Annotated in this window: 23 protein-coding genes and 1 tRNA gene; 8 read left to right on the top strand and 16 right to left on the bottom strand. The window is 52.8% G+C overall.

Annotation, left to right across the window (positions count from 1 at the left end; translation table 11 throughout):
* Both J1778_RS16865 and ypfH read left to right on the top strand, forming a co-directional pair.
* Positions 1-1,986 (top strand): tRNA(Met) cytidine acetyltransferase TmcA, encoded by a 1,986-nt coding sequence (locus J1778_RS16865; protein ID WP_217174152.1) that lies wholly within the window; start codon positions 1-3, stop codon positions 1,984-1,986.
* A 108-nt stretch (positions 1,987-2,094) separates the two neighbouring features.
* Positions 2,095-2,745, top strand: a complete 651-nt coding sequence (gene ypfH, locus J1778_RS16860) for an esterase (RefSeq protein ID WP_217174151.1) — start codon at positions 2,095-2,097, stop codon at positions 2,743-2,745.
* Between the two features lie 75 nt (positions 2,746-2,820).
* Here ypfH and J1778_RS16855 read toward each other — a convergent pair whose 3' ends face one another.
* The 7 genes from J1778_RS16855 to acrD all read right to left on the bottom strand — a co-directional run bounded on the left by J1778_RS16855 (position 2,821) and on the right by acrD (position 11,318).
* Positions 2,821-3,921 (bottom strand): phosphoserine transaminase, encoded by a 1,101-nt coding sequence (locus tag J1778_RS16855; RefSeq protein WP_217174150.1) that lies wholly within the window; start codon positions 3,919-3,921, stop codon positions 2,821-2,823.
* Positions 3,918-5,204 (bottom strand): ATP-grasp domain-containing protein, encoded by a 1,287-nt coding sequence (locus J1778_RS16850; protein ID WP_217174149.1) that lies wholly within the window; start codon positions 5,202-5,204, stop codon positions 3,918-3,920. Before J1778_RS16850 ends, J1778_RS16855 begins: the two co-directional genes overlap by 4 nt.
* 130 nt (positions 5,205-5,334) lie before the next feature.
* Complete coding sequence (locus tag J1778_RS16845; RefSeq protein WP_217174148.1) at positions 5,335-5,520, bottom strand: YpfN family protein; 186 nt, start codon at positions 5,518-5,520, stop codon at positions 5,335-5,337.
* An 11-nt stretch (positions 5,521-5,531) separates the two neighbouring features.
* The gene (locus J1778_RS16840; RefSeq protein ID WP_217174147.1) at positions 5,532-6,206 is read right to left on the bottom strand and encodes a M15 family metallopeptidase; all 675 of its coding nucleotides are present in this window, start codon (positions 6,204-6,206) and stop codon (positions 5,532-5,534) included.
* Complete coding sequence (gene dapE / locus J1778_RS16835) at positions 6,203-7,330, bottom strand: succinyl-diaminopimelate desuccinylase (RefSeq protein WP_217174146.1); 1,128 nt, start codon at positions 7,328-7,330, stop codon at positions 6,203-6,205. The genes J1778_RS16840 and dapE overlap by 4 nt, the downstream gene beginning before the upstream one ends.
* 1 nt (position 7,331) lies before the next feature.
* Positions 7,332-7,715 carry an ArsC family reductase gene (locus J1778_RS16830; RefSeq protein WP_217174145.1) on the bottom strand — a complete coding sequence of 128 codons (384 nt, stop codon included), beginning with the start codon at positions 7,713-7,715 and terminating at the stop codon, positions 7,332-7,334.
* Between the two features lie 447 nt (positions 7,716-8,162).
* A complete protein-coding gene (acrD, locus tag J1778_RS16825) occupies positions 8,163-11,318 on the bottom strand; it encodes a multidrug efflux RND transporter permease AcrD (RefSeq protein ID WP_217174144.1) in 3,156 nt (1,051 codons plus the stop codon).
* 336 nt (positions 11,319-11,654) lie between these two features.
* Here acrD and J1778_RS16820 point away from each other — a divergent pair, with 336 nt between their 5' ends.
* Together J1778_RS16820 and nudK are read left to right on the top strand one after the other, a co-directional pair.
* Positions 11,655-11,939, top strand: a complete 285-nt coding sequence (locus J1778_RS16820) for a winged helix-turn-helix domain-containing protein (protein WP_217174245.1) — start codon at positions 11,655-11,657, stop codon at positions 11,937-11,939.
* A 72-nt stretch (positions 11,940-12,011) separates the two neighbouring features.
* The gene (nudK, locus tag J1778_RS16815) at positions 12,012-12,602 is read left to right on the top strand and encodes a GDP-mannose pyrophosphatase NudK (RefSeq protein WP_217174143.1); all 591 of its coding nucleotides are present in this window, start codon (positions 12,012-12,014) and stop codon (positions 12,600-12,602) included.
* A 71-nt stretch (positions 12,603-12,673) separates the two neighbouring features.
* On the opposite strand, the gene J1778_RS16810 is transcribed toward nudK, so the two are convergent.
* On the bottom strand, positions 12,674-13,849 hold the full coding sequence (locus tag J1778_RS16810; RefSeq protein ID WP_217174142.1) for a hypothetical protein: 1,176 nt from the start codon (positions 13,847-13,849) through the stop codon (positions 12,674-12,676).
* 255 nt (positions 13,850-14,104) lie between these two features.
* Between J1778_RS16810 and J1778_RS16805 the strand changes: the two genes are divergently transcribed.
* Positions 14,105-15,175, top strand: a complete 1,071-nt coding sequence (locus tag J1778_RS16805) for a DUF1176 domain-containing protein (RefSeq protein WP_217174141.1) — start codon at positions 14,105-14,107, stop codon at positions 15,173-15,175.
* 78 nt (positions 15,176-15,253) lie between these two features.
* Here the strand turns inward: J1778_RS16805 and ybcJ are convergent, their stop codons facing one another.
* Both ybcJ and folD read right to left on the bottom strand, forming a co-directional pair.
* A complete protein-coding gene (gene ybcJ, locus J1778_RS16800) occupies positions 15,254-15,472 on the bottom strand; it encodes a ribosome-associated protein YbcJ (protein WP_112287597.1) in 219 nt (72 codons plus the stop codon).
* A gap of 32 nt (positions 15,473-15,504) precedes the next feature.
* A complete protein-coding gene (folD, locus tag J1778_RS16795) occupies positions 15,505-16,377 on the bottom strand; it encodes a bifunctional methylenetetrahydrofolate dehydrogenase/methenyltetrahydrofolate cyclohydrolase FolD (RefSeq protein ID WP_217174140.1) in 873 nt (290 codons plus the stop codon).
* Between the two features lie 196 nt (positions 16,378-16,573).
* Here folD and J1778_RS16790 point away from each other — a divergent pair, with 196 nt between their 5' ends.
* Positions 16,574-17,485 (top strand): L-lactate dehydrogenase, encoded by a 912-nt coding sequence (locus tag J1778_RS16790; RefSeq protein ID WP_217174139.1) that lies wholly within the window; start codon positions 16,574-16,576, stop codon positions 17,483-17,485.
* A 146-nt stretch (positions 17,486-17,631) separates the two neighbouring features.
* Positions 17,632-17,708: transfer RNA gene (locus J1778_RS16785), tRNA-Arg, on the top strand.
* A 2-nt stretch (positions 17,709-17,710) separates the two neighbouring features.
* Here the strand turns inward: J1778_RS16785 and J1778_RS16780 are convergent.
* The 3 genes from J1778_RS16780 to J1778_RS16770 form a co-directional block, all read right to left on the bottom strand.
* The gene (locus tag J1778_RS16780; protein WP_217174138.1) at positions 17,711-18,055 is read right to left on the bottom strand and encodes a DUF1294 domain-containing protein; all 345 of its coding nucleotides are present in this window, start codon (positions 18,053-18,055) and stop codon (positions 17,711-17,713) included.
* 16 nt (positions 18,056-18,071) lie between these two features.
* Positions 18,072-18,701: an ECs1377 family protein gene (locus J1778_RS16775; protein WP_217174137.1), complete on the bottom strand. Its 630-nt coding sequence runs from the start codon at positions 18,699-18,701 to the stop codon at positions 18,072-18,074.
* Between the two features lie 140 nt (positions 18,702-18,841).
* Positions 18,842-19,555: a DUF2461 domain-containing protein gene (locus tag J1778_RS16770; RefSeq protein WP_217174136.1), complete on the bottom strand. Its 714-nt coding sequence runs from the start codon at positions 19,553-19,555 to the stop codon at positions 18,842-18,844.
* 316 nt (positions 19,556-19,871) lie between these two features.
* On the opposite strand from J1778_RS16770, the gene J1778_RS16765 reads away from it, so the two are divergent.
* Positions 19,872-20,435: a sugar O-acetyltransferase gene (locus J1778_RS16765; RefSeq protein ID WP_217174135.1), complete on the top strand. Its 564-nt coding sequence runs from the start codon at positions 19,872-19,874 to the stop codon at positions 20,433-20,435.
* An 8-nt stretch (positions 20,436-20,443) separates the two neighbouring features.
* Here the strand turns inward: J1778_RS16765 and J1778_RS16760 are convergent, their stop codons facing one another.
* From J1778_RS16760 to J1778_RS16750, 3 genes are all read right to left on the bottom strand, one after another.
* Entirely contained in the window at positions 20,444-21,130 is a 687-nt protein-coding gene (locus J1778_RS16760) for a helix-turn-helix domain-containing protein (RefSeq protein WP_338019651.1), read from the bottom strand.
* Positions 21,131-21,171: 41 nt separating this feature from the next.
* Complete coding sequence (locus tag J1778_RS16755; RefSeq protein ID WP_217174134.1) at positions 21,172-21,618, bottom strand: fimbrial protein; 447 nt, start codon at positions 21,616-21,618, stop codon at positions 21,172-21,174.
* A 95-nt stretch (positions 21,619-21,713) separates the two neighbouring features.
* Positions 21,714-22,724 carry a fimbrial protein gene (locus tag J1778_RS16750; RefSeq protein ID WP_238484755.1) on the bottom strand — a complete coding sequence of 337 codons (1,011 nt, stop codon included), beginning with the start codon at positions 22,722-22,724 and terminating at the stop codon, positions 21,714-21,716.
* Positions 22,725-22,736 lie beyond the last annotated feature (12 nt).

Here is a 22,736-nt window from a genome sequence, read left to right as displayed (position 1 = left end):
ATGTCAGTCACTTTGCTACAGCAACAAATGCAGCGGCTCGGCGTGCGGCGTTTGCTGGTGTTCAGTGGCGAAGCGCTGTGGTGTGAACAACAGGCCATTCAGTTCTGTGCTCAGAGTGGCGGTGACTGGCTCTGGCTCAGTGATTCCGCACCTGATGAGGTGAACGCCTGTTCTCCTTCAGCGGCACATACGCTGCTCGGGCAGGACATTTTGCACGGCGTGTTTGATGCGCGCCGAAGCCTGAATGTCGAGGCGCTGGCGGCATTTTCCGGCACATTGAAAGCCGGAAGCTGGCTGATTTTACTGGTGCCGGAATGGCGCGCCTGGGCTGACACTCCGGATGCTGACAGCCTGCGCTGGAGCGAACAACCGCAGGCGATCCCAACGCCGCGTTTTATCCGTCGTTTCCAGTCTTTGCTCGAACAAGACAGCAGCGTCACGGTTTGGCGGCAGCCTCTGCCGTGTGATCTCGTGCCGTTACCTGCTGCACCCGACTGGCAGCCACCTGACGGTCAGCCCACTGCTGAGCAATCACTGATTTTACAACAACTGTTGCAGGCTCATTCCGGTGTATGGGTGCTGACGGCTGCCCGTGGCCGTGGCAAATCGACGCTGGCGGGCATGCTGATACGTCAGTGGCCGGGCATCTGTTGGGTGACCGCACCGGCAAAAGCGTCGGCCAGCCGGATACTTCATCAGACTGTGGAAACTGCCCGCTTTATTGCCCCCGATGCGCTGCTGGCATTATGCCGCGAAGGTGCTGTAACCGGCGCTGACTGGCTGATTATCGATGAAGCCGCCGCTATTCCTGCACCGATGCTTTCAGAGCTGATGGCGTCTTTCCCGCGTGTTTTGCTGACCACCACGGTTCAGGGGTACGAAGGCACAGGACGCGGGTTCTTACTCAAATTCTGTGCGTCTTTGCCGCAGTGGCATGACCTGCGTCTGAACGCGCCGGTCCGCTGGTCATCCGCCGACACACTCGAGCCGTTCATCAGCGAATTATTGCTGTTTGACGAGCATCTGCCGGTTGCTGAACAGACGGACGGCACATCCGAAATATTCCCGATTGATGCCGCTGACTGGCTGAGCGAACCGGCGTTGCTAACGGATTTCTACGGCCTGCTGACCAGCGCGCATTACCGCACGTCTCCGCTGGATCTGCGTCGTCTGCTGGATGCGCCGGGTATGACTTTCAGCGCGTCACGGATGCACAACACGCTGACGGGGGCGTTATGGTTGGTGGATGAGGGCGGACTGAGTGCGGAACTGGCGCAGGAAGTCTGGGCGGGCAGGCGGCGTCCGCGTGGCAATCTGGTGGCGCAGTCACTCGCGGCTCATGCGGGATTTCCTGAAGCTGCCGTATTACGTTCACGGCGCGTCAGCCGCATTGCGGTACATCCCGCGTTTCGCCGTCGGGGTATCGCCCGTGATTTGTTAGCAGCGCAAAAACAGTGTGCGCTGCAGGCGGGGCTGGATTTCCTGTCGGTGAGTTTTGGCTACACTTCAGATCTGGCGTCATTATGGCAGCAGGCCGGTTTCCGGCTGGTGCGCATCAGTACGCAGAAAGAAGCCAGCAGCGGGTGTTATGCCGCGATGGCGATATTACCGCTTAGCGCGGCGGGGCAGGCGCTGGCTGATAATGCACAATCTCAGCTTAACCGTGACTGGCGCTGGCTGGCACCACAGACAGAACGGGTGTTGCCGATAAATATCACGACAGACACAGCGCCTGACGACGCCGACTGGCGCGAGCTGAACGGATTTGCTTTCGCTCATCGTCCGCTGGAAAGCAGTTTACCGGCGCTCAATCGCCTTCTTTTACACAGTGCTTTGCCGCTGACGGCGTTGCGTGCTCATCTGCAACAGGGGCAAAGTGTGGCGGAAGTGGTCAGGGCGTTGGAACTTTCCGGCCGTAAAGCCTTGCTGACCCGCTGGCGTCAGGAGACACAGCAGGCGCTGAAAGCCGCAGGAACAGTGGAATAAGTCACCGGTTTCATTGCAAAAAATGGAAAGACTCGTTCAATAAAACCCGATTTCACTGAATGGCAGGCGGCGTATAGTGAACCCATTAATTTACAACGGGAGAGAGCAATGAGCTCAGAACAGATTATCGTCCAGCAGCCGGAAGAAATAGCTAACCAGCTGATTTTATTGTTTCATGGCGTGGGTGATAACCCGATTTCCATGGGTGAAATCGGTAAGTTTTTTGCTGTTTCATTCCCGAAGGCGCAGGTGATCAGCGTCGGCAGCCCGGACATTTGTGATTTTGGCCGCGGATTTCAGTGGTTTTCCGTACAGGGTGTGACTGAGCAAAACCGTCAGCCGCGTGTGGATTCCGCAATGCCGGCTTTCGTGCAGATTGTCCGTGACTGGCAGCAGAAAACCGGTGTCACACCAGAACACACCACGCTGGTGGGATTCTCTCAGGGCACCATCATGGCACTTGAATCGACGAAAGTGGAAGAGCATCTGGCATCGCGCATTATTGCTTTCAGCGGACGCTTCTCCTCTTTGCCGGAAAAACCGATTGCCGCCGGTACGGTGGTTCATTTTATACATGGTGAGCAGGATCCGGTGATCAACCCGTTCCAGTCTAAAAGCGCGGCAGAACGCCTGAAGTCTCTCGGCTGTGACTGTACTCTGGATCTGCAGGCAGGTATGGCACACGGGCTGGATTCGCATATGATCAACACCGCGATTGCTCATTTACAGAATTACCAGCCGAAATCGCATCAGCACTGATTTTGTTGAGACTTTAAAAAAAATGCCCCCGGCTGCATTACAACCGGGGGCGTTTTTTTGTCTGCCTGATGGCGATTACTTACGGTTTTTACGCATGAAATCATCCATGAAGTTCGTCAGCTTTTCAGCCGCTGGCAGCGACAATGCATTATAGATAGACGCACGGATACCGCCGATCGCGCGGTGCCCTGACAGACCCGAGAAACCCGCTTCATGGCTTTCCGCCAGGAATTTCTTCTCCAGCACATCATCCGGCAGTTTAAATGCCACGTTCATTTGTGAACGGTCCGCTTTGCTGCTCCAGCCGTTATAGAAACCGTCGCTGTTATCGAGCATTGCGTACAGCAGTTCCGCTTTGTGGCGGTTGGTCTGTTCCATATTGTCCAGACCGCCGACATCATTAAGCAACCAGCGCGTGACCAGCAGCACCACATAAATCGCGAATACCGGCGGCGTGTTGAGGTTGGAATGGGATTCCACCTGACGGCGGTAATTGAGGAACGAGGGCAATTCATCAGATGACGCTTTCACCACGGTGTCGTGCACCAGCACGATAGTGACGCCAGCCGGGCCGATGTTTTTCTGCGCATGGGCGTAAATGACAGAGAATTTATTGGCATCGCACGGTTTTGACAGGAAATCAGAGGACATATCGCAGACACGCGGTACATCATCACGTCCCAGAACGCGCTGGAACTGCAGACCTTCTACCGTTTCGTTGGAAACGTAATGCAGATAGGGCGCGTCCGGAGAAAACGCCAGTTCCTCATCCGCGGGCAGGCGGTTAAACCCGCAAGATTCGCCGCTCCACAGCACTTTTACCGGCCCTTCACGACGCGCTTCGGTCACGACTTTACTGCTCCAGTAACCGGTATCCAGATATTCTGCCGCATGCTTCTGACCGCGTAACAGCGTCATGGGTACCATCGAAAATTGCTGGGTTGCGCCGCCCTGCAGGAACAGGATATGGAAATCTTTCGACAAGCCAAGCAGGGTGCGGATGTTGTTTTCGGTTTCTTCAACAATGGCGGCAAACCAGTCAGAGCGATGGCTGATGCCGAGAATTGACAGGCCAACTTCTGGCACTTCTTTGATCGCCGCTTCAACTTGTGCGAGCACCACTTCGGGCAGTGCGCCGGGACCACCGGAGAAATTCAGAGCGTTACGTGAAATCATGATTGTTCTTTTCCTTCTGGCGCATCAGCCGATGCGCCGCTGTGCGCAAAGGCACGGGATAACAGCAACTCGCGGCATGCTGTTTTAACTTTATTTATATGGATTTGTTTGTGCGGGAACATCACTTCCAGATCCATCGCGTGGACGACCATGGCAGGATCGATCTCAAAGACCAGCAAGCTGCCGTCCGGCGTCTCACTGCAATCAATCCCCAGATAATCAAGCTGCGTGGTGTCGTAAATGGCCTTCAGCGCCTGCTGATGACGGGCCACGAATTCGTGGAAGTTATTCAGAAACGCGGCTTCTTCTTCGCGTTTTTTCTGATCTTCATACATGAACGCGTTGACGTAATGCACCATCCAGTGCGACGAAATCGCCATATGACAGGCATAAGGCACGCCGTCGATCAGCGAAATACGGTATTTGCGGAACTGTCCATCGGCGTTGCTGTAATCAATGAACTGCGACAGGAAATAATCTTCCACCTGCACACGCGTCAGATAACCTGCTAGTTCTTCCGGACTGATCACTTTTTCCAGACCGTGACCGCCGTGCGAACCGGCAGGTCGCAGGATCACAGGAAAATCGCTGCCGGGCAGGGCGCTGCTCAGGGATATGTTGCCTTCCGCTACCGCAGATAAGGCTGAAAAGGTCACCGGATGCGCCTGCGCAATGGTTAATCCTGGCTGATCCTGCAACAGCGTACTGGCGGTATGGCGCTCGGAATTGGGAATGTGTTGCGGTGCATTGATGACCGGCACCGGCCACTGGCGGGTAATGCTTTCCAGTTGCTGTAACAGGAACAGGTTTTCAGTGGTGGCGCTGATCCCAACCATCAGCAAATCATGTTCAGGGATCGGCGCTTCAAACGGCGCTTCGGGCGTAATGTAGTAATAAATCAGCTCGATATCGCTGTTTTCCAGCAGGCAGTCGAGCGGCACATTGGCTGACAACGTGCCGGGAACCATCAGCATCAGCAGGCGCAATTTCGCCGGGCGTTGCGCAGCATTCAGGGTATAAACCTGCTGCATGGCCAGCGCCTGATTCTGAATGGTCAGCCCGAGTTCGGTGCGCTGCAGGCACAGCATGACGGTGGAAAGGTTCATCCACAGTACGGCGTCATCAGGGTTTTGCTGCGCGCGGGTCACCAGCTCCTGAGCGATATCAGTACATTCATCGCCGGCGATGCTCATGCGTAAAAACGGAGCCAGTCCCAGAAATTGCGTAGCGTCGAAATGCTCAGACGCAGCCTGAACAGGGTGGGAAATAGGTAGTGTTTGCAAAGGACGTGTTCTCTCCGTGCATCGGTTTCACTTGGCATGTTACCGGCAGGGGAGAAAGTCAATCGGCGGAGAATCGCTAGATTATCCGCCGACTAATATTGATTAAAGATGAGGGACTGACGGGGGGAAATTACTTTTTCTTCGGCCAGTCGTCATCTTTATCCCACTCCGCATTGTTGTCGCGGTGCGGTGGGATTTCCGGTTTGTCTTTCAAAAACTTCTTAACATCAACGCGGTTCAGCTCTTTGATCCCGCTGATTAACATCCCGACCAGTATGATCAGAACGATCCACCAGTAATCTTTGATCCACTCCATGGTGTGCTCCTTTAAAGGGGTGAGAGGGCGATAAATCGCGGAAATATTTCCGTCATCTGACCGGCTAACCAGTCTGCGGCGGCCACTTCCTGTCCTGTCCAGGCGCTGATGAGAACTTGCGGTGTAAGCAATTTCTCGCATTCCTGCGCCAGCGGACGGTAACTCAGATGCCAGGGTTCAACGGCGACACCACCGGTATCTTCTGCGTACGGGCGATAAAAACCAAATTCTGCCATATGTGCCGAAAGCCACTGATTGAGCGGATAAAAATAACCGCCTTCTTCGTACTCCCACGGCTCCAGCTGCAACTTTTTATCAGCCGGTAACAGAGAAGGATCGTACACATCCAGATCACTGCCCCAGTGATGGCGGCTGGCGCCCGGTAGCGCCGACCAGCGTAAAATCAGCTCACAACGTTCCGCTGTGGTTAACTCACTGATATCCACCGGCTGGCTGTTCTTATCTAATACTGGTCGCTCGCCGCGAAATTTGCCATTCCAGATAGCCAGTTGCCGGCTGAAATCACGAAAAGTGCTGGCCGGTTGTAAATCAAAACCGGCAACACTGGCGGCCTGGCGCATTTTTTCAAATGCCTGCACCGCCTCTTTCTGCAACCGGTGCGGGCCTTCGCCCAGCGTCACCAGATGCTCAGCGGACCGGCCGGTCAGCATTTCATGGCTAATCATGCGACTAACTGTTCCATGATGCGCTGATACATACGGCTCAGAACCTGCAAATCCGCTGCGTGAACGCATTCATTAATTTTGTGGATGGTGGCGTTGACCGGCCCCAGTTCGACCACCTGCGCGCCCATCAGTGCGATGAAACGCCCGTCAGAGGTGCCGCCGGTGGTTTGCAGTTCCGGTGTGATTTCACTGTAGTGACGCACGGCATTCACCACCGCATCGACCAGCGCACCGCGTGAAGTCAGGAACGGCTGACCGGACACCACCCAGTTCAGGGTGTATTGCAGGTTATGTCGGTCCAGCAGTTCTGCCACGCGCTGTTTGATGATGGCGTCGGTCAGTTCGGTGCTGAAACGGAAATTGAACTGAACATACAGCTCACCAGGGATCACGTTGTTGCTGCCGGTACCGGCGTTGATATTGGCGATCTGCATGCTGGTCGGCGGGAAGAATTCGTTGCCGTTATCCCACACGGTGGCGACCAGTTCATTCAGCGCAGGCATCGCGCGATGCACCGGATTGTCCGCCAGATGCGGATAGGCTACATGTCCCTGAACGCCGTGCACGTGAAGATTAGCCGTCATCGAACCGCGGCGGCCATTTTTAACAATATCGCCGACGCGCGTGGTGCTGGAAGGCTCGCCGACTAAGCAGTAATCGAGACGCTCATTGCGTTCCATCAGCGCGTTGACCACTTTTACGGTGCCGTTGACGGCGCTGGCTTCTTCATCTGAGGTAATAAGAAACGCCAGACGGCCCTGATGATTCGGGTTTGCGGCAACGAAACGTTCCGCCGCAACGACCATCGCCGCCAGCGAACCTTTCATGTCTGCCGCACCGCGACCATATAACATTCCGTCGCGCAGTGTTGGCTCGAACGGACCGGTCACCCACAGCTTATGATCGCCGGTTGGCACGACATCAGTATGACCGGCAAAGGCCAGCGTTTTTCCTTCGCCACGCGTGGCCCAGAAGTTCTGGGTATCCCCAAAATGCATCGGCTCCACGTGAAAGCCAGCGGCTTCGAGGCGGGCAATCATAATTTCCTGGCAGCCTGCGTCGTCCGGGCTGAGGGAAGGGCGGCGGATTAACTGTTGGGCTAAATCGAGAACCGGACAACTCATGTTACTTCACCTGTGCGAGAAATTGCTGATAGGTTTCTGGTTTGAATCCCAGCAGGGACTGACCGTCGGCGGCCAGCAAAAATGGGCGTTTGATCACCGCAGGCTGTTCGAGCATCACCGCTTTGGCGCTGGCTTCGTTATCACAGGCTACGCGCGTGGCTTCATCAAGTTTGCGCCAGGTCGTCCCGCGCGTATTGAGCATGGCTTCCCAGCCTTGTTTATCCAGCAGGTTCTGCAACAACGCCTCATCCAGCCCGTCGACACGGTAATCATGAAACTGGTATTCAACCCCGTTTTCTTCCAGCCAGCGGCGGGCTTTTTTCACGGTATCGCAATTTTTTATGCCGTAGAGAATAAAAGAAGTTGGAGCGGAAATCGTTGCCATAGAAAAACGTAACCTGTCAGTAAAATAAGAACTTTTCGCCCGTACAACAACAGACGTAAGGATGGGACACATAATGAGGCAAAACGGCTGCAGGATCCAGACGGGGCGGGATTGTGATCGCGCTTAAAAAATAATGATGGCCTTTTTACATGGTCAAAAAATAGACGTATAATCCGTCCGTCCAATCAAGGGGAGTAAAATGTTAGAGCAAGAGTTAGGTCACTGGAAAGACTTTATCGACCGTATGTTGAAAGCGTAATTGCCCGCATCGTTACCGTTAAAGCAAAGAAAAGATTTATTCTCAGTGCAGTACGTCATTATAAAAAGCGTTTGTTCAGGAAGACCATTACGTCCGATTTAGCGACGATTCTCACAGCCAGTAAATCATTAATAAAAAAGGCGTTAATTCACATTAACGCCTTTTTTGTTGCCTGAAATCCAGTGCCGTTATTTGTGCTCTGCGGGCAACGTCTCAACGATATCGGCAATCACGGGATGCGCAGTTTTCCCGGGAAACCTGCGGCGGATCAGCACAAAGAACAGGGGCACGAAGAAGATGGCCAGAATCGTCGCGGAAATCATCCCGCCGATGACACCGGTACCGACGGCGTGCTGGCTGCCTGAACCTGCGCCCATGCTGGTTGCCATCGGCAGAACACCGAAAACAAATGCCAGCGATGTCATCAGAATCGGACGCAGACGCATTCTCGACGCTTCAAGCGTGGCCTCCAGCAATTCCTTTCCGCGAACATTCAGGTCATTGGCAAACTCGACAATCAGAATGGCGTTCTTGGCTGATAGCCCGATGATGGTCAGCATCCCGACCTGGAAATACACATCGTTTTCCAGTCCGCGCATCCAGGTGGCAATTACCGCCCCCAGTACGCCGAGCGGAACGACCAGCATGACGGAGAACGGAATCGACCAGCTCTCATACAAGGCGGCCAGACACAGGAACACCACCAGCAGGGAAATGGCATACAGCGCAGGAGCCTGCGACCCTGACAATCTTTCCTGATACGACAGACCTGTCCATTCGAGGCCAATCCCCACTGGCAGTTTCGCGACCAGTTTTTCCATGTCATCCATCGCCGTACCGCTGCTGATGCCCGTTGCCGGTTCACCCACAATTTCCAGTGCGGAATAGCCGTTGTAACGTTCCAGACGCGGTGAGCCGGTCAGCCATTTCGACGTGGCGAAAGCGGAGAAGGGCACCATGGTTCCGGCAGAATTTCGCACATACCAGCGGTTGATATCGTCCGGCAACATACGGTATTGCGCTCCGGCCTGCACATAGACTTTCTTCACACGGCCGCGGTCAACGAAGTCATTGACGTAGGTCGAGCCCCACGCGGTACTTAACGTGCTGTTGATATCAGAGATGGCGACACCCAGCGCCTGCGCTTTTACCTGATCGATGTCGATCTGCAATTGCGGGCTGTCATCCAGACCGTTGTGACGTACGCGGGTCAGATTGCTGTCTTTCGACGTCATTTCAAGTAACTGATCGCGCGCGGCCATCAGCGCGTCGTGGCCAAGCCCGGCGTGATCTTGTAATTCCATATCAAAGCCGGTGGCGCTTCCCAGACCGTTGATGGCGGGCGGGCTGCTGGCGATAACACGGGCTTCGGTTATCTTGTTAAACGCTTTGGTCGCCCGTTCAATCAGAGCAAAAGAAGAATCGCCTTCGCCGGTGCGTGCATCCCACGGTGTCAGGCGCACAAACATACGTGCGACGTTTTGCCCGTTACCGCCGGGGCCTGCGCCGATGGTCGAGAACACTGAAAGTACGTCTTTCTTATCTTCTTGCAGGAAATACTTCTCGACCTTTTCCACCACTTTTTGCGTCTGCTGCAACGTCGAACCCGGCGGCAGCTGGATCTGAACAGTGAATACACCGCGGTCTTCCATCGGCAGGAACGAGGTCGGCAGTTTGATAAACATGACTGCCAGCAAGGCGACCAGCGCCGCATAACCGAGCATGTAGCGCAGGCTGTTACGCAGAACACGCGCCACGCCGTTTTCATAGCGACGGGCATTGCGGTCGAACATCCGGTTAAACCAGCCGAAGAAACCGCGTTTACCGTGATGATGTCCTTGTGCGATAGGTTTGAGAATGGTTGAGCACAGCGCCGGTGTCAGTGTCAGGGCAACGAACACAGACAGCACCATCGCGGAAACAATCGTGATGGAGAACTGACGGTAAATCGCGCCGGTGGTGCCGCCGAAGAATGCCATCGGCACGAATACCGCCGACAGCACCATGGTGATACCGACCAGCGCACTCTGAATTTGGCCCATGGATTTTCGCGTCGCCTCCCGGGGGCTGAGGCCTTCTTCGCTCATCACGCGCTCGACGTTTTCCACCACCACAATGGCGTCATCTACCAGCAGGCCGATGGCGAGCACCATCGCGAACATCGTCAGAGTATTGATGCTGTAACCGAACTGATGCAGCACAGCAAATGTACCCAGCAAAACCACCGGCACGGCAATCGTCGGGATAAGTGTGGCGCGGAAGTTTTGCAGGAACAGATACATTACCAGGAACACCAGCACGATCGCTTCAAACAGCGTTTTCACCACGTCGGTGATCGCCGCTTTAACGAACGGTGTGGTTTCGTAGGCAATTTCGGCTTTCAGCCCGTGCGGATAATAATGTGACAGCTCATCGAGGCGCGCGCGGACGGCTTTGTCCGTTTGCAGTTCGTTGGCACCGGACGCCAGTTTCACGCCCATACCGGATGCGGCCTGTCCGTTGTACCGGCTGAGCAGGGCGTAGTTTTCCGCGCCGAGACCGATGGTTGAGACATCGCCAAGTTTGACCTGCGAACCGTCCTGATTCACTTTCAACGTGATCTGGCGGAACTGTTCAGGTGTCTGTAACTGCGCCTGCGCGTTGATGGTGGCATTCAGCGCCTGAAAATCCACAGAAGGCGCACCGCCGAGCTGACCCACGGCCACCTGACTGTTTTGCGCTTTAATCGCTGTCACCACATCGGCGGTAGTGAGCTGATAATTATTCAGCTTGTCCGGATCGAGCCAGATACGCATGGCGTACTGAGAACCGTACGCATCAATGCTGCCGACGCCCGGCACGCGGCTGAGAGGATCCTGAATATTGGACGCCACATAGTCGGCGATATCCTGTTTATCCATGCTGCCGTCTGTGGAAACAAACGCCACCATCATCAGGTTGGTATCACCGGTCTTTGAAACGGTCACGCCTTGTGTCTGCACGTCCTGCGGCAGACGTTTCAGCGCCTGTTGCAACTGGTTTTGCACCTGCTGGAGCGCTTCGTTCGGATCCGTACCGGCGGTAAAACTCAGGGTGATCTGCGATTTGCCGTCGTTACTGCTTTGCGAAGACATGTACATCAGATTATCGAGGCCAGTCATGTTCTGTTCGATAATCTGAGTAACGGTATTTTCTAATGTTTGTGCTGATGCGCCGGGATAGGTGGCAGAGATTCTGACGTTTGGCGGAGCCAGATCAGGATACTGCTCAACCGGAAGAAAATAGATCGCGAGTGCGCCGGTCAGGGAAATGATGATCGCTAAAACCCAGGCAAATATTGGGCGATCGATGAAAAAGTTAGCCATGCTTCAGGAACCTCGTTGTCACTCTGGCGTGAGTGACTAACATCAGCAAACAAACACAATGCCAGTAATCTGACAAAAAAATCCCCTGAGCATGGTCTTCTTAGAAGAGGTCTCAGAGGCGATACTGTCCCGGCGGGACGGAGCGAGTGTTAGAGTGTAGTTCTACGTCTATGCACTTTACCTGTTCACATGGCATAAAACGTGGAGAAATAAAGGAGATAATGTAAAAAAGCCTCCTCATACACGGAGTTATCTCTCAGCGATATTCGCTGAAACAGTCTACTCTTTGGCTATCTTGATTTTTATGACATCCCGGCAGGAGCAGTCCAGATGAGTTTGCTTATAAATTCCGTCTTTGCCCGTCGTTTATATCTTTGCTGGTTGCTTAATAATGAGCAAAAACCGAATGTGCCAAAGCTGATGGAAATCACCGGATGGCCGCGGCGCACTTTGCAGGATGTGCTCAAAGCCCTGCCCGGAATGGGTGTCGGACTGGAGTTTGTACAGCAGGGGGTGCGCAACAATGACGGCTATTATCAGCTCTCGAGCTGGGGGCCGTTAGATCCCCAGTGGATAGAACGCCATAGCGAAGAACTTCTGGCCGCAATTGAGCAGGGTTGACGGTAGCGGCAGCAGATGAATCCGGCTATGCTGTCTGGCTTCTCTCATAACTTCTGAGCGGGGGCACGCAATATGTCATCTCATGACAAGTCATCCAGAATCGAAAACGTCCGGAACCAGTTACTCTCTGATAACTGGTATGTTCTTCGCAAGTACACCTACGATTTAATCAGGCGCAACGGCGAACGCCAGCCGCAGTCCCGTGAAGTGTATGACCGGGGGAACGGGGCGACGATCCTGCTTTATAACCGGCCTAAAAAAACCGTCCTGCTGATCAAACAGTTTCGTATGCCGACTTACGTCAATGGCAACCCGACCGGAATGTTGCTGGAAACCTGCGCGGGTTTACTGGACAACGATTCGCCTGAAGATTGCATCCGTAAAGAAGCGATTGAGGAAACCGGTTTTGCGGTGGGCAAGGTAGATAAACTGTTTGAAGCCTATATGTCGCCCGGCAGTGTGACGGAAATTGTTCACTTTTTTGCCGCCGAATACGATGAGTCGCAGCGCCAGAACGCCGGTGGCGGCGTGGAAGATGAAGATATTGATGTGCTCGAAGTACCGTTCACCGAAGCACTGGCGATGATCAAAGATGGCCGCATTAAAGACGGCAAAACCATTATGCTGTTACAGCATGCGCAAATTCAGGGCTGGCTGGCATAACGCTTCCGCCACTGAGCTTTAATGCAATGAGCTTCAATAAAAAAGGCACCCGCGAAGGTGCCTTTCGTCTTTTAGTTTTCCTGACTGATGGCGACGCTGCCGGCGTGACCTTTCATCGCTGACCACGGCAGAACTGACCATTCCGGACCTTCGCATGAACGTAAAACGCGGGCGAACGTTGGATCAAAATACAGTCCTTTCTTCGTGAAATACCACGCCGGGAATTGCCAGACTGAAGTGTCGGAGTAATCACAATCATCGTCACTTTCTTCGGTCGGCTTTTTCATTTGCTCCGGGTACGCCGCAGTCAGTTGTTTCACCAGCCACGGCGCCCATTTCTTATCGCGATAATCCGCAAACGTATCAAAATCCACGTCATTTTTGCCCGCCAGGCTACGATCTTCCGCGTTCAGATAATGGAAAGGAGCCCCTTCGCCAACCCACACCACATCTTCCAGCGTCAGTGTTTCTGCGGTTTTAGCATTGAGGTTGACTGGCGATTCGCCGAAATCAGGGTGCGCGCCGCCACAATCATAAGAGGTAAATACGCTGACACTGACGATTTCGTCACTCAGATATTCCGGTGTGACGGTCTGCTGATATTCGCCCTGACCAAACCGGCTCGCGCCAAGCATACAGGAATGCCAGCCGCTGACTTCCTGCCACAAGCGGGTGCGTAATTTCTGGTTAATCGCCTGCATTTCTGTTTCCGGATAGCCTGAAACAATTTCGAAAAAACTGATTTTCGACTGCGGCTCCGTCCACCATTGCAGCTGGTAGCCCATGAAATTCTCGCTTTTACCGGCTTTAAGTTGCAGCGCAGATAACCGCAGATACTCATAAGGATCGGTATGAATAAGCGCACTCAGGTAGCCGTCGTCCGTTGTCGCTGCAGGCAGTTGCACCGGTTGCAGCGTCACTGGCAACGTTTTTCCTTGCGGGTTGGTCCAGTTGCCCTGCCAGCCGCCATTTTCATCTTTTGTCAGGGTCAGCTCAGGACGCGGCGTATCGTCAAAATCGTCCAGACCTTCCTGAAGTTTCAGTTCCTGACCATCCAGCGCACCGTTGAGGGGTAAATCTAAATGATATTTCTGATAGAAATACCGGCCAGTGACTTCGTCTGGTTTGTTCAAATCCAGTTCGAGCACAATGCTGGTTTTACCCAGCGTACCGGAGTAAACCACCGGCGGCTCTTCTGCCAGCGCAGGCAGCGAAAACACGGCTATCAGCCAAATCCATAACTTCATCTGAATCTCCCGGAGAAATGAAAGTCATCCTTTACGCCATTATTTTTCGTTATTGGCTTTGCCAGTGTACTGAATGTTTCGTTACGTCACCATTACGTGATTTCATATCCGGCGAAAAATTATCCTCTGCTAAGGGACGATCTGGCTGGTTATCTCTTTCTTATTTCGAATAAAAAATGCTGCATTGTTGGCAGTCTGCTGGCGGGTGTTACGCTATTATCAGAAAGATAAATCCAAACAGAGCTGAAACTCATAATGTGCAGATGGATAACCGCCCCTTTATGCCTGCTGACTACCCTGCTGGCTTTTAGTACGCAGGCTGAGCCGTTACAGGCCATTTACAGCGACTGGCAGGTCAGTTGTGACAACCTTAACCATTGTGTCGCGCGCAATTCTCAGGATGGCCAGGAACTGGTCATGAAAATCAGCCGTGAGGCCGGACCGGAAGGTAAATCCTCCGTCAGCATTGATTATCAGCGTAACAGCGATGAACAGAATGCCGATGCGCCGATTGCCAGCCGCCTGCAGATGAACGGCAAAACCCTGAGCTTTAATCACCGTGAATGGGATGTCAGTAAAAAACATCTTTCCACGAACAATCGTCTGGTAGTGAATGATTTTATCGCTGCCATTCGCGAAGGCAGCGCAATTTCGCTGGCGGGTAAAGCGGATCCTGCACAGCCCGTTAAACCGGAAATTTCACTGAAAGGTATTAAAGCCGCGTTGCTGGCGATTGATGCTCAGCAGGGGCGTGTGGGTACCAGAACAGCCTGGATTAACCGCGGAGCTAAACCGGCAAATACCGTACCGCCGATACCGGCCACGCCGGTACTGCCGCGCTTCAGCGAACCGCAGGCGTTAACTGAATCCGAAATTTCTGCCATCACGCAAAACGCGGCGACCACGATTGAGAATAATGACTGCAGTCTGGATCCTTCGGAACGTGAAGTGCATATTTTTGCATTGAGCAGCGACAAAGCACTGATGACCGTTAATTGCGATATGGGGGCGTATAACCTGTTCGCGCTTGGCTTTCTGGTGAACCGGCAGGCGCCTTATAAGATGGAAGATCTGGCGCTGAACATGCCGTTTAAACTGGGCGAAGATGACGAGTCGCCGGAACTGATCAATGCCGATTTCGACCCTAAAACAGGCATACTTTCGACCTATGACAAAGGGCGCGGTGTCGGGGATTGTGGTGTTTCATCACGCTGGGTATTTGATGGTAAAGCTTTCCGTCTGGCGGCGTTTGCTTCTGAACCGAGCTGCGACGGATATAGCAGCGGCGGAGAATGGCCGGTACTGTGGGTAACTCAGGTGCCATAGCCTGCGTACACAAAACAAAAGCCCTGTCAGCGTGAAGCTTGCAGGGCTTTTTTGTCATCATAAAGAATCTGAGAAAGTTTACTCGGACGCTTTAACAACGACTTTGTTGCTGGCGAACTCAACGTTCATATCAGCAACGATTTTGCAGCGTTTACGGGTTTCGACTTTGCCGTTGACCATAACCTGACCTTCAGCAATCACTGCTTTCGCAGTACCGCCGCTGTCACACCAGCCCATAAATTTGAGCAGATCGCACAGTTCTACGTGCGGGTGTTTTTCGAGAAAGAAAGTTTCCATGTGTTCCTGACTTTTTATGTAGTGCGAATTGTTTAAGGCTTACTGGCGCTGATGTCGTGATATTCCTCGCACGCCTGCAAGGTATTCTGAATCAGCGTCGCGACCGTCATCGGGCCAACGCCGCCCGGCACCGGTGTGATAAAGGAAGCGCGCTCAGCGGCGGCATCATATTCCACATCGCCGACAACTTTACCACTTTCCAGACGGTTAATACCGACATCAATGACAATCGCGCCCGGTTTAATCCATTCGCCGGGAATAAAGCCCGGTTTACCGACCGCAACCACCACCAGATCGGCATTCTCAACATGATGTCGCAAATTTTTGGTGAAACGGTGCGTCACGGTAGTGGTGCATCCGGCCAGCAGTAATTCCATGCTCATCGGACGGCCAACAATGTTGGAAGCGCCGATCACCACCGCGTTCAGACCGAAGGTATCGATACCGTAACGTTCGAGCAGTGTCACGATGCCACGCGGCGTACAAGGGCGCAGCGTGGGCGCACGCTGGCACAGACGGCCAACGTTATACGGATGGAAACCATCCACGTCTTTGTCCGGATGAATACGTTCCAGCACTTTAATGTTATCGATACCGGCAGGCAGCGGAAGCTGAACAAGAATGCCGTCGATTTCAGTGTCATTATTAAGTTTTTCAATAAGATCCAGCAACTCGCCTTCGGTGGTGGTTGCAGGCAAATCGTAAGAACGCGAGATGAACCCGACTTCTTCACACGAACGGCGCTTGCTGGCGACATAAATTTGTGACGCCGGGTTTTCACCCACCAGCACTACCGCCAGACCCGGAGCACGTTTTCCTTCGGCCAGTCGTTGTTGAACACGCGCTGCAACTTCGCTTCTGACTTGCTGCGCAATCGTTTTACCGTCAATAATCTTTGCTGCCATCAGGGAATAAATCCATCAATTAATAAATGCAGGGGATACGCCTATTTTGTCAGAAGCGGCGGGCGCTGTCAGGCGTTGAATGCGAATTACTTGTTTATACACGTGAGAATAGCGGGCGAGAATTTAACCTGCGACAGTGGTGAAAAAAGTGTCTATTTTAGATATGACTCTTTTTAAATCATAAGGAAAGGAACAAATGACGCGCAAAGTGGGGATTGTCGGTGCCGGTCATGTCGGCGCTGACGTTGCATTTTCTCTAGTCACACAAGGGGTGTGTGACGTGATTGTCTTGCTCGATGAGAACGAACCTAAAGCGACCAGTCAGGCGCTGGAGTTGCGTGACATGGCATCGCTCACCGCTTCCCGCGTACAGGTCATCGCCAATGATTACAGCGAACTACAGGATGCCGACGTTCTGGTCATCGCCGTCGGCCCGAAAACCTTACTGCGTGAAGATCGTCTGGAAGAACTCGCCGAGACACGCGCCGCCGTAAGAGACGTGATCCCGCGCGTGATTGCCAGCGGCTTCGGCGGCGTTATCCTGAACATCACTAACCCGTGCGATGTCATTACCCAAATTATTCAGCAGACCAGCGGCTTCCCGGACACGCAGGTGTTTGGCACCGGCACGTCGCTGGATACCGCGCGTATGAAACGCGTGGTCGGCGAGTTCTTTGGCATCGATCCGAAAAGCGTGACCGGCTATGTCATGGGTGAACATGGCGAATCACAATTTGTCGCCTGGAGTACCGTCATGCTGGGCGGCCGCCCGGTGGCAGAACTGGCGGGCGACCGTGACGTTGACTGGGCAAAAATGAACGATGCCGTACGCGGCGGTGGCTGGGAAATCCTGAAAGGGAAGGGCTGGACCAGTTTTGGTATCGCCACAGCGACGGTACGACTGGTGGATGCGATTTTGTCCGATGCGCACAGCGTCTGGCCGGTTTCGGCCTGGGATGAAGAACTGGGTGTTTATATCGGCCAGCCCGCCGTCATTGGCAAAAAAGGTATTGTGCAAACTCTGCAACCGGAACTGACTGCTTACGAAGGTGTGGCGTATCACGCTTCCGCCCGTGTTATCGCGGCCGCGCTGAAATCCGAAAAATAGCCGATACCCGTCACATAACGTTGCAAGGCGGTCCGGGAATATCTGCAAATTGTTCAGGCATTAAGCAGAGAGTTCGAAAGCCATTGACTCGTCCCGGTCTGCCCGTATAATCCGAACCCGCAACGCTCCCAAATGGGACAAGCAATGCGCCCTTAGCTCAGTTGGATAGAGCAACGGCCTTCTAAGCCGTAGGTCACAGGTTCGAGCCCTGTAGGGCGTACCATTTCAAAGAAACAAATCCCTCATCAGCCAGCCCGCACCCGCCACAATCAACAGATTTAATATCACACTGATGGCGAACCAGGTTCTAAAAGGCTGTTTTTTCGTTTTATGTCGAAAAAGCTGCTGACCAAAAATCGCTCCAATCCAGCCACCGGCAAAACCAAGCAGCAGTAAGGTGAATTCAGGAACTCTGCTCGTTGCGTTACAGGCGGCTCGTTTGTCTACACCGTAGAAGACCAGTGTTAACAAATTAATGATTAAAAACCACATCACAAAAGGGTGGGGGGAACAGGCGCTGCCAGCCGCTGCGGCTATCAGCAACAGATAACTTAAATTTCTAAAATTCATAGTGTTGACTGCATATCTACGCCTTCAGCCTGTACGCCGGAATGCGCCTTGTCGTCCCGGTCAGCGTATCAAATACCTCGACTTCAGCCGTTGCTATCGCCATTCCCGTCTTTCTCAGCCTTAAAACATCAGCGGCAATACGCTGAAGTCCAAACCAGAACAGCCCGTCCAGCGGATTGACCTCCAGCCCGGCTTCCAGTGCTAACAGCAGGCGGTCGCGTGGCACCTTGGTTTGTTGCGCTATTTCCCGGTAAGTGGCTTCTGTTGTACCGGTCGCATCGACGCGCCGGATCCGGGTCGTAAGACGGTATTGAAACTCATCGGGTATCCCGCCCAGATCCATTTTGAGGCTGTAAACGCAGCCGAAGCGCTTGCCATTAAACAGGACATTTTTCTGACTGAGCTGCAATTCATCGCGCACGCTGTCGATGAGCTGGGGAGCGCGGGTAAGCAAAAGCCGGAAAGGAAGCTCAAAGCTGGTGACATAGTCCACATTGAGCAGGGCGATACGCAGGCGCTCTGCTGCGCCCGCCTTATTTTCCTGACATTCGGCAATCACATCTTTCCATTGCTGGATAAGGCGAGGGGATTCTGCCGCTTCAGAAAAATGGTATTTTTCAATCTGGTAGTCAATGCGTCCGGTCACACCAAATTCCCTTCTGGTCACATTTCAGTATCGGTTGTTTATTTATACCAGCGACAGGGCATCACCGGAAGCCTTCACAAAGGCCTCACGACCAGGACAGAAAATGTCTTACGCTGCGCATCACTCTATTTCCTGCTGCTTCAGAAATCGAGCTCCAGCGCGAAACATAAATAGGCCATCAGCGGGGCGCAATGCCGGAACTGTTCTGCACAAAAATCGACAACATCTGGCCTGCATAGATCTTCAAAGGCGATGTTTTTGATCGCGATATAATCTTTGCGTTTTAATTCAGCTAACAACGGGTGGTTTTTGTCGTAGCCTCTTGGCGGACGGATCAGGCTGTCGCCATCCATCGCAAACCCGTTATCGTGCAATGTCTTAAGGGCTTTTTGATAGGCATTCGGGTTCTCATCAATGCACGCGCGAATTGCGTTTAAGGCTTTTGATTCCGGATGCCAGATCCCCGCTGCAATAAAACAGCCGTCTTCGGCGATGTGCAGATAGAGGCCGGGAGCGTGAACGTCCTTGCCCTGAAAATGACGAAACTGAATGCCGACATTGGTTTTGTAAGGCGTTTTGTCTTTGCTGAACCGGCTGTCGCGCTGCGGGCGCATCAGGCTGCCACCAACTTTCTTAGCGACGGCAGTCAGTCTCGGAGAAATGGCAACAATCTCTGGCTGCATTTGTTCGATAAAGCGCAACGCGGGCGTTCTCAGCGTGTCCTCGTATTCTTCCTGATTAGCCTTAAACCAGTCACGGGTGTTGTTCTGCGCGAGTTTATTCAGAAATTGCAGACCGGCGGTGCTAAAAATTGTCCCTGCCGCAACCGGCGTTTTAGGTGTCTGAGTCGTCATTATCGGTAAGCCTTTATCACTGCCAATGGGAAATCAGGCTAAATCCTGACGCCAGACCGGACTCAGTGCAAACTGAAAAGTAAAAATATTTTCCCTGCAATGTAGTTCACTTCTCCGGAGTGACCCCGATCACAAAAAATCCGCCGCAGCAGGATGGTGTATATATGTGCCTTTTCTTCCCTCACTCCACGGGACACTTGCGGATATCGTCATGACTCATCGGAAGAAATCCCATATCCGGGAAAAAATGCGTCATATCGGGCAGTAAATTCACCGGATGTTCATTGTGGATATCCGTATGGTCAGGGAGTGGTAAATGCGTGAGTTAACGAAAATGATCCAGGGTTTGGATTACCATATTAATGATGAAGAGTTACGTGAGATTCGTTATCAGACCCGCGATAAAGTGGACGAATTTAATGCGCTGAGTGCGCGCCAGGCGCCTGAAAAAGATGCGCTGATAAGAACAATATTTGGTGAGGTTGGCAGCAATGTTCATTTCGAAAAAGGCATGCGCATTGACTACGGCATTAATACCACGCTTGGCAATAACGTTTTCATTAATTTCAATTTTGTTTTACTCGATTGTGCACCGGTCACGATAGGAAATAATGTTTTTATCGGGCCAGACGTGCAGGTTTATACCGCACAACATCCGCTGGATATCGATTTACGGCGTGAACATATTGGCAGCGCAAAGCCGGTGAGTATCGGAAATGATGTCTGGATTGGCGGCGGTTGCATAATTTTGCCTGGTGTGACGCTGGGTGATGGCTGCACGATTGGCGCTGGCAGCGTGGTAACCCGCTCTGTACCTGCAGGCGCAGTCGCCTGCGGCAATCCATGCCGGGTGATCCGTTATAACGTGAAGGGAGGCTGACTGACTGTTCAGTATTTGAGAGGCAGTTTGCGCACTTCTTTGAGAATGCCGTTTTCCAGTGTGATATACCCCCCTTGTTTTAACTGGGCGAGCATTTTCATGATAGTGCTGCGGGAAAGACGTGTCTTTTGCTGAACATAGTTTACGGCAACGGTAGTATGACGAATTTCCTCGGGTTCGTTCATCAGTTCAATCAGATGAAAACGGATGATTTCATAAGATGTACTACCGGTGAGCAGCACCCCCTTGGTGAATATACTGCCGGTCATCCTGAAAATATGCTTGGATAACATTTCCCACAAATCAAGTTCATTAATTAACGCGTGCATTTCAGGAACGGTAGAAATCGCCAATTCTGATTCTACCTTCGATTCAATATATAAACCTGCAGACTCCGGTATGGCACCGCCTATACCGATAATACCCGGCAGCTGTAATGTACCTAGTAAAACAGGATCCGCGCTGTGATGAATGCTGAACCAGCCATTACGTACGAAATAACAATATGATGTGCCGTCTTTAAATAAATCTAAGCGTGTCTGTGCAGGAACTTTTTTAAATTCCAGAAACGGACTGAGTTTTTCAAACAGTTCAGCCGTTGCATAGAGCAGGCTTTTATCGCGTTCACTTTTTAGCGTCGTGAGGTCTTTCATTGCAAGCGCCAGGGTGACAGAGAATTCTTTTAAATTTAGCACAATTCTCTGCGTATCGGGCACCCTGCCGGGGGATCGGACCGTTACTGATAAGTAAACGTCATTTGCATCATCCCGTTAATATCACCGGAACCGGCACTGCCCGTGGGGGCGATAACCCGCCCGGCCAGGGCGAAAATGGCATTGTGCTGAACCGGGTCAATACCGACCGTCATGGTACTGCCACTGCCTTTTACGCTGGATTTTGTGGCGTCATCCACCACCTGAATCGCCACATTGGCAGCAGAACCGCTGTTGAGAAAAAGCGTAGGATCGCCCGGATAAACTGCGCCACTAAAGGTGGCGGTTGCACTGACGGTGGCTGCCGGGCAATTGTTCAGTCTGACCTCAAAGGGCTTCCAGTCCGAAGCGGCGCCGGCAGTACGTAACTCCGTTCCGAGTAATTGCCCGAAATTTACCGTCCTGCTAACCGAACCAGTATCGACGGTGCAGGGGGCTGCAACGATATTCCCCGTGACGTTGATATTCACGACATCTGTCGCCCTTACCTGAATTGAAAACAAAATCACCGCTAATGCACAGCCGGATGCGAATAAGATTTTAAATCTCTGCAGGTTCATGTTCATTATTGATACGCCAGTGTGACAGTGGCGGAGGCATTGGCTTGTCCCGGGATCACCGTATCTGAGAACTGATAATAGCGGGCAGTAAATGCCGCGTTTAGCGTGCCGCCTGAATTTGAAACAGCGCCAGCCTGAAAATAATTATCAAAAGTCACCGGCATATTATTGAAAAGCATTTGTACACCAATGCCTGTCGCATTGTTTGTACCGCTGTTGATGGCCATCACTCCGTTAGGTTTTGAAACATAAGCAGGGGAACTCATGCTCATGGCGATATTGACCGGATTATCGCAGGTTACCGGGATGAGGAAGTTTCTGTCGCCTGCGGTAGAACCCGGGCCGGAAAAGGCACTCACCGGAATATCGCCCAGCGGAACGGGGACAGTACTTCCCGTTGAACAGGAAACGCTGCGATAGATAATATTCCCCGAGTAAGAAACTGAGCTGTCGGTCGAACTGCCCAGACCCCAGCCTGTGTTATACATGCCGATACCGAAGTTAGTCTGCGACTGGTTAAGTGAACCGGTGCCGATGGTGGCAGCGGTTTTAACCAGCGCCAGGGTTATGTTGACAGAAAATGTTTTTCCGGCTGTGTTGGAAATATATCCCAGCGGCGTATTGCGGGTATCACAGTTTGCGCCGCCGCCCACGACTCGTTGCCCGGCGGAGTTGACCAGCGTAACGCCAATCCCGCTGACGCCGGTATTATAAACGCCCGGCATGCCGCTGATTTCCGTCCCGCTGCCGTAATAACAGGTAATAATGATCGCCCCCTGAGGAACGCCGCTGATAGCCGCACAGTTGCCGTTAAACGTGAACATTTTCCCCGAGCCGGGAATGAGTGATCCGACGGGTAAACTGGCATCAACCGCGATATTGCCGAGAGACGCAACAGCCGGAACATCCGGCGAGCTTGTGCAACCGGTATTGGCTGCCAGTGCAGCAGGTGAAAGAAAACTCAGCCCGGCGAGTAAACAGCCCAGCATCACTATTTTTTTTACTATCGTCATCATCGGTATCTTTCC

This window comes from Rahnella bonaserana, from assembly GCF_019049675.1.
In the GTDB taxonomy this organism is placed as follows: Bacteria; Pseudomonadota; Gammaproteobacteria; order Enterobacterales; family Enterobacteriaceae; genus Rahnella; species Rahnella bonaserana.
The sequence above is the reverse complement of the archived record's forward strand: the minus strand, read 5'-3'. Positions and strand labels throughout refer to the sequence as shown.

Bases quoted from the DNA above. Each gene is read 5' to 3' on its own strand.
- J1778_RS16770 (WP_217174136.1), bottom strand. From the start codon at position 19,555: ATGACGACTCAGACACCTAAAACGCCGGTTGCGGCAGGGACAATTTTT.
- J1778_RS16840 (WP_217174147.1), bottom strand. From the start codon at position 6,206: ATGATTAGCCATGAAATGCTGACCGGCCGGTCCGCTGAGCATCTGGTG.
- J1778_RS16845 (WP_217174148.1), bottom strand. From the start codon at position 5,520: ATGGAGTGGATCAAAGATTACTGGTGGATCGTTCTGATCATACTGGTC.
- J1778_RS16830 (WP_217174145.1), bottom strand. From the start codon at position 7,715: ATGGCAACGATTTCCGCTCCAACTTCTTTTATTCTCTACGGCATAAAA.
- nudK (WP_217174143.1), top strand. From the start codon at position 12,012: ATGTCATCTCATGACAAGTCATCCAGAATCGAAAACGTCCGGAACCAG.
- J1778_RS16855 (WP_217174150.1), bottom strand. From the start codon at position 3,921: ATGATTTCACGTAACGCTCTGAATTTCTCCGGTGGTCCCGGCGCACTG.
- J1778_RS16790 (WP_217174139.1), top strand. From the start codon at position 16,574: ATGACGCGCAAAGTGGGGATTGTCGGTGCCGGTCATGTCGGCGCTGAC.
- ybcJ (WP_112287597.1), bottom strand. From the start codon at position 15,472: ATGGAAACTTTCTTTCTCGAAAAACACCCGCACGTAGAACTGTGCGAT.
- J1778_RS16750 (WP_238484755.1), bottom strand. From the start codon at position 22,724: ATGATGACGATAGTAAAAAAAATAGTGATGCTGGGCTGTTTACTCGCC.
- J1778_RS16865 (WP_217174152.1), top strand. From the start codon at position 1: ATGTCAGTCACTTTGCTACAGCAACAAATGCAGCGGCTCGGCGTGCGG.
- J1778_RS16810 (WP_217174142.1), bottom strand. From the start codon at position 13,849: ATGAAGTTATGGATTTGGCTGATAGCCGTGTTTTCGCTGCCTGCGCTG.
- J1778_RS16805 (WP_217174141.1), top strand. From the start codon at position 14,105: ATGTGCAGATGGATAACCGCCCCTTTATGCCTGCTGACTACCCTGCTG.
- dapE (WP_217174146.1), bottom strand. From the start codon at position 7,330: ATGAGTTGTCCGGTTCTCGATTTAGCCCAACAGTTAATCCGCCGCCCT.
- J1778_RS16780 (WP_217174138.1), bottom strand. From the start codon at position 18,055: ATGAATTTTAGAAATTTAAGTTATCTGTTGCTGATAGCCGCAGCGGCT.
- ypfH (WP_217174151.1), top strand. From the start codon at position 2,095: ATGAGCTCAGAACAGATTATCGTCCAGCAGCCGGAAGAAATAGCTAAC.
- acrD (WP_217174144.1), bottom strand. From the start codon at position 11,318: ATGGCTAACTTTTTCATCGATCGCCCAATATTTGCCTGGGTTTTAGCG.
- J1778_RS16765 (WP_217174135.1), top strand. From the start codon at position 19,872: ATGCGTGAGTTAACGAAAATGATCCAGGGTTTGGATTACCATATTAAT.
- folD (WP_217174140.1), bottom strand. From the start codon at position 16,377: ATGGCAGCAAAGATTATTGACGGTAAAACGATTGCGCAGCAAGTCAGA.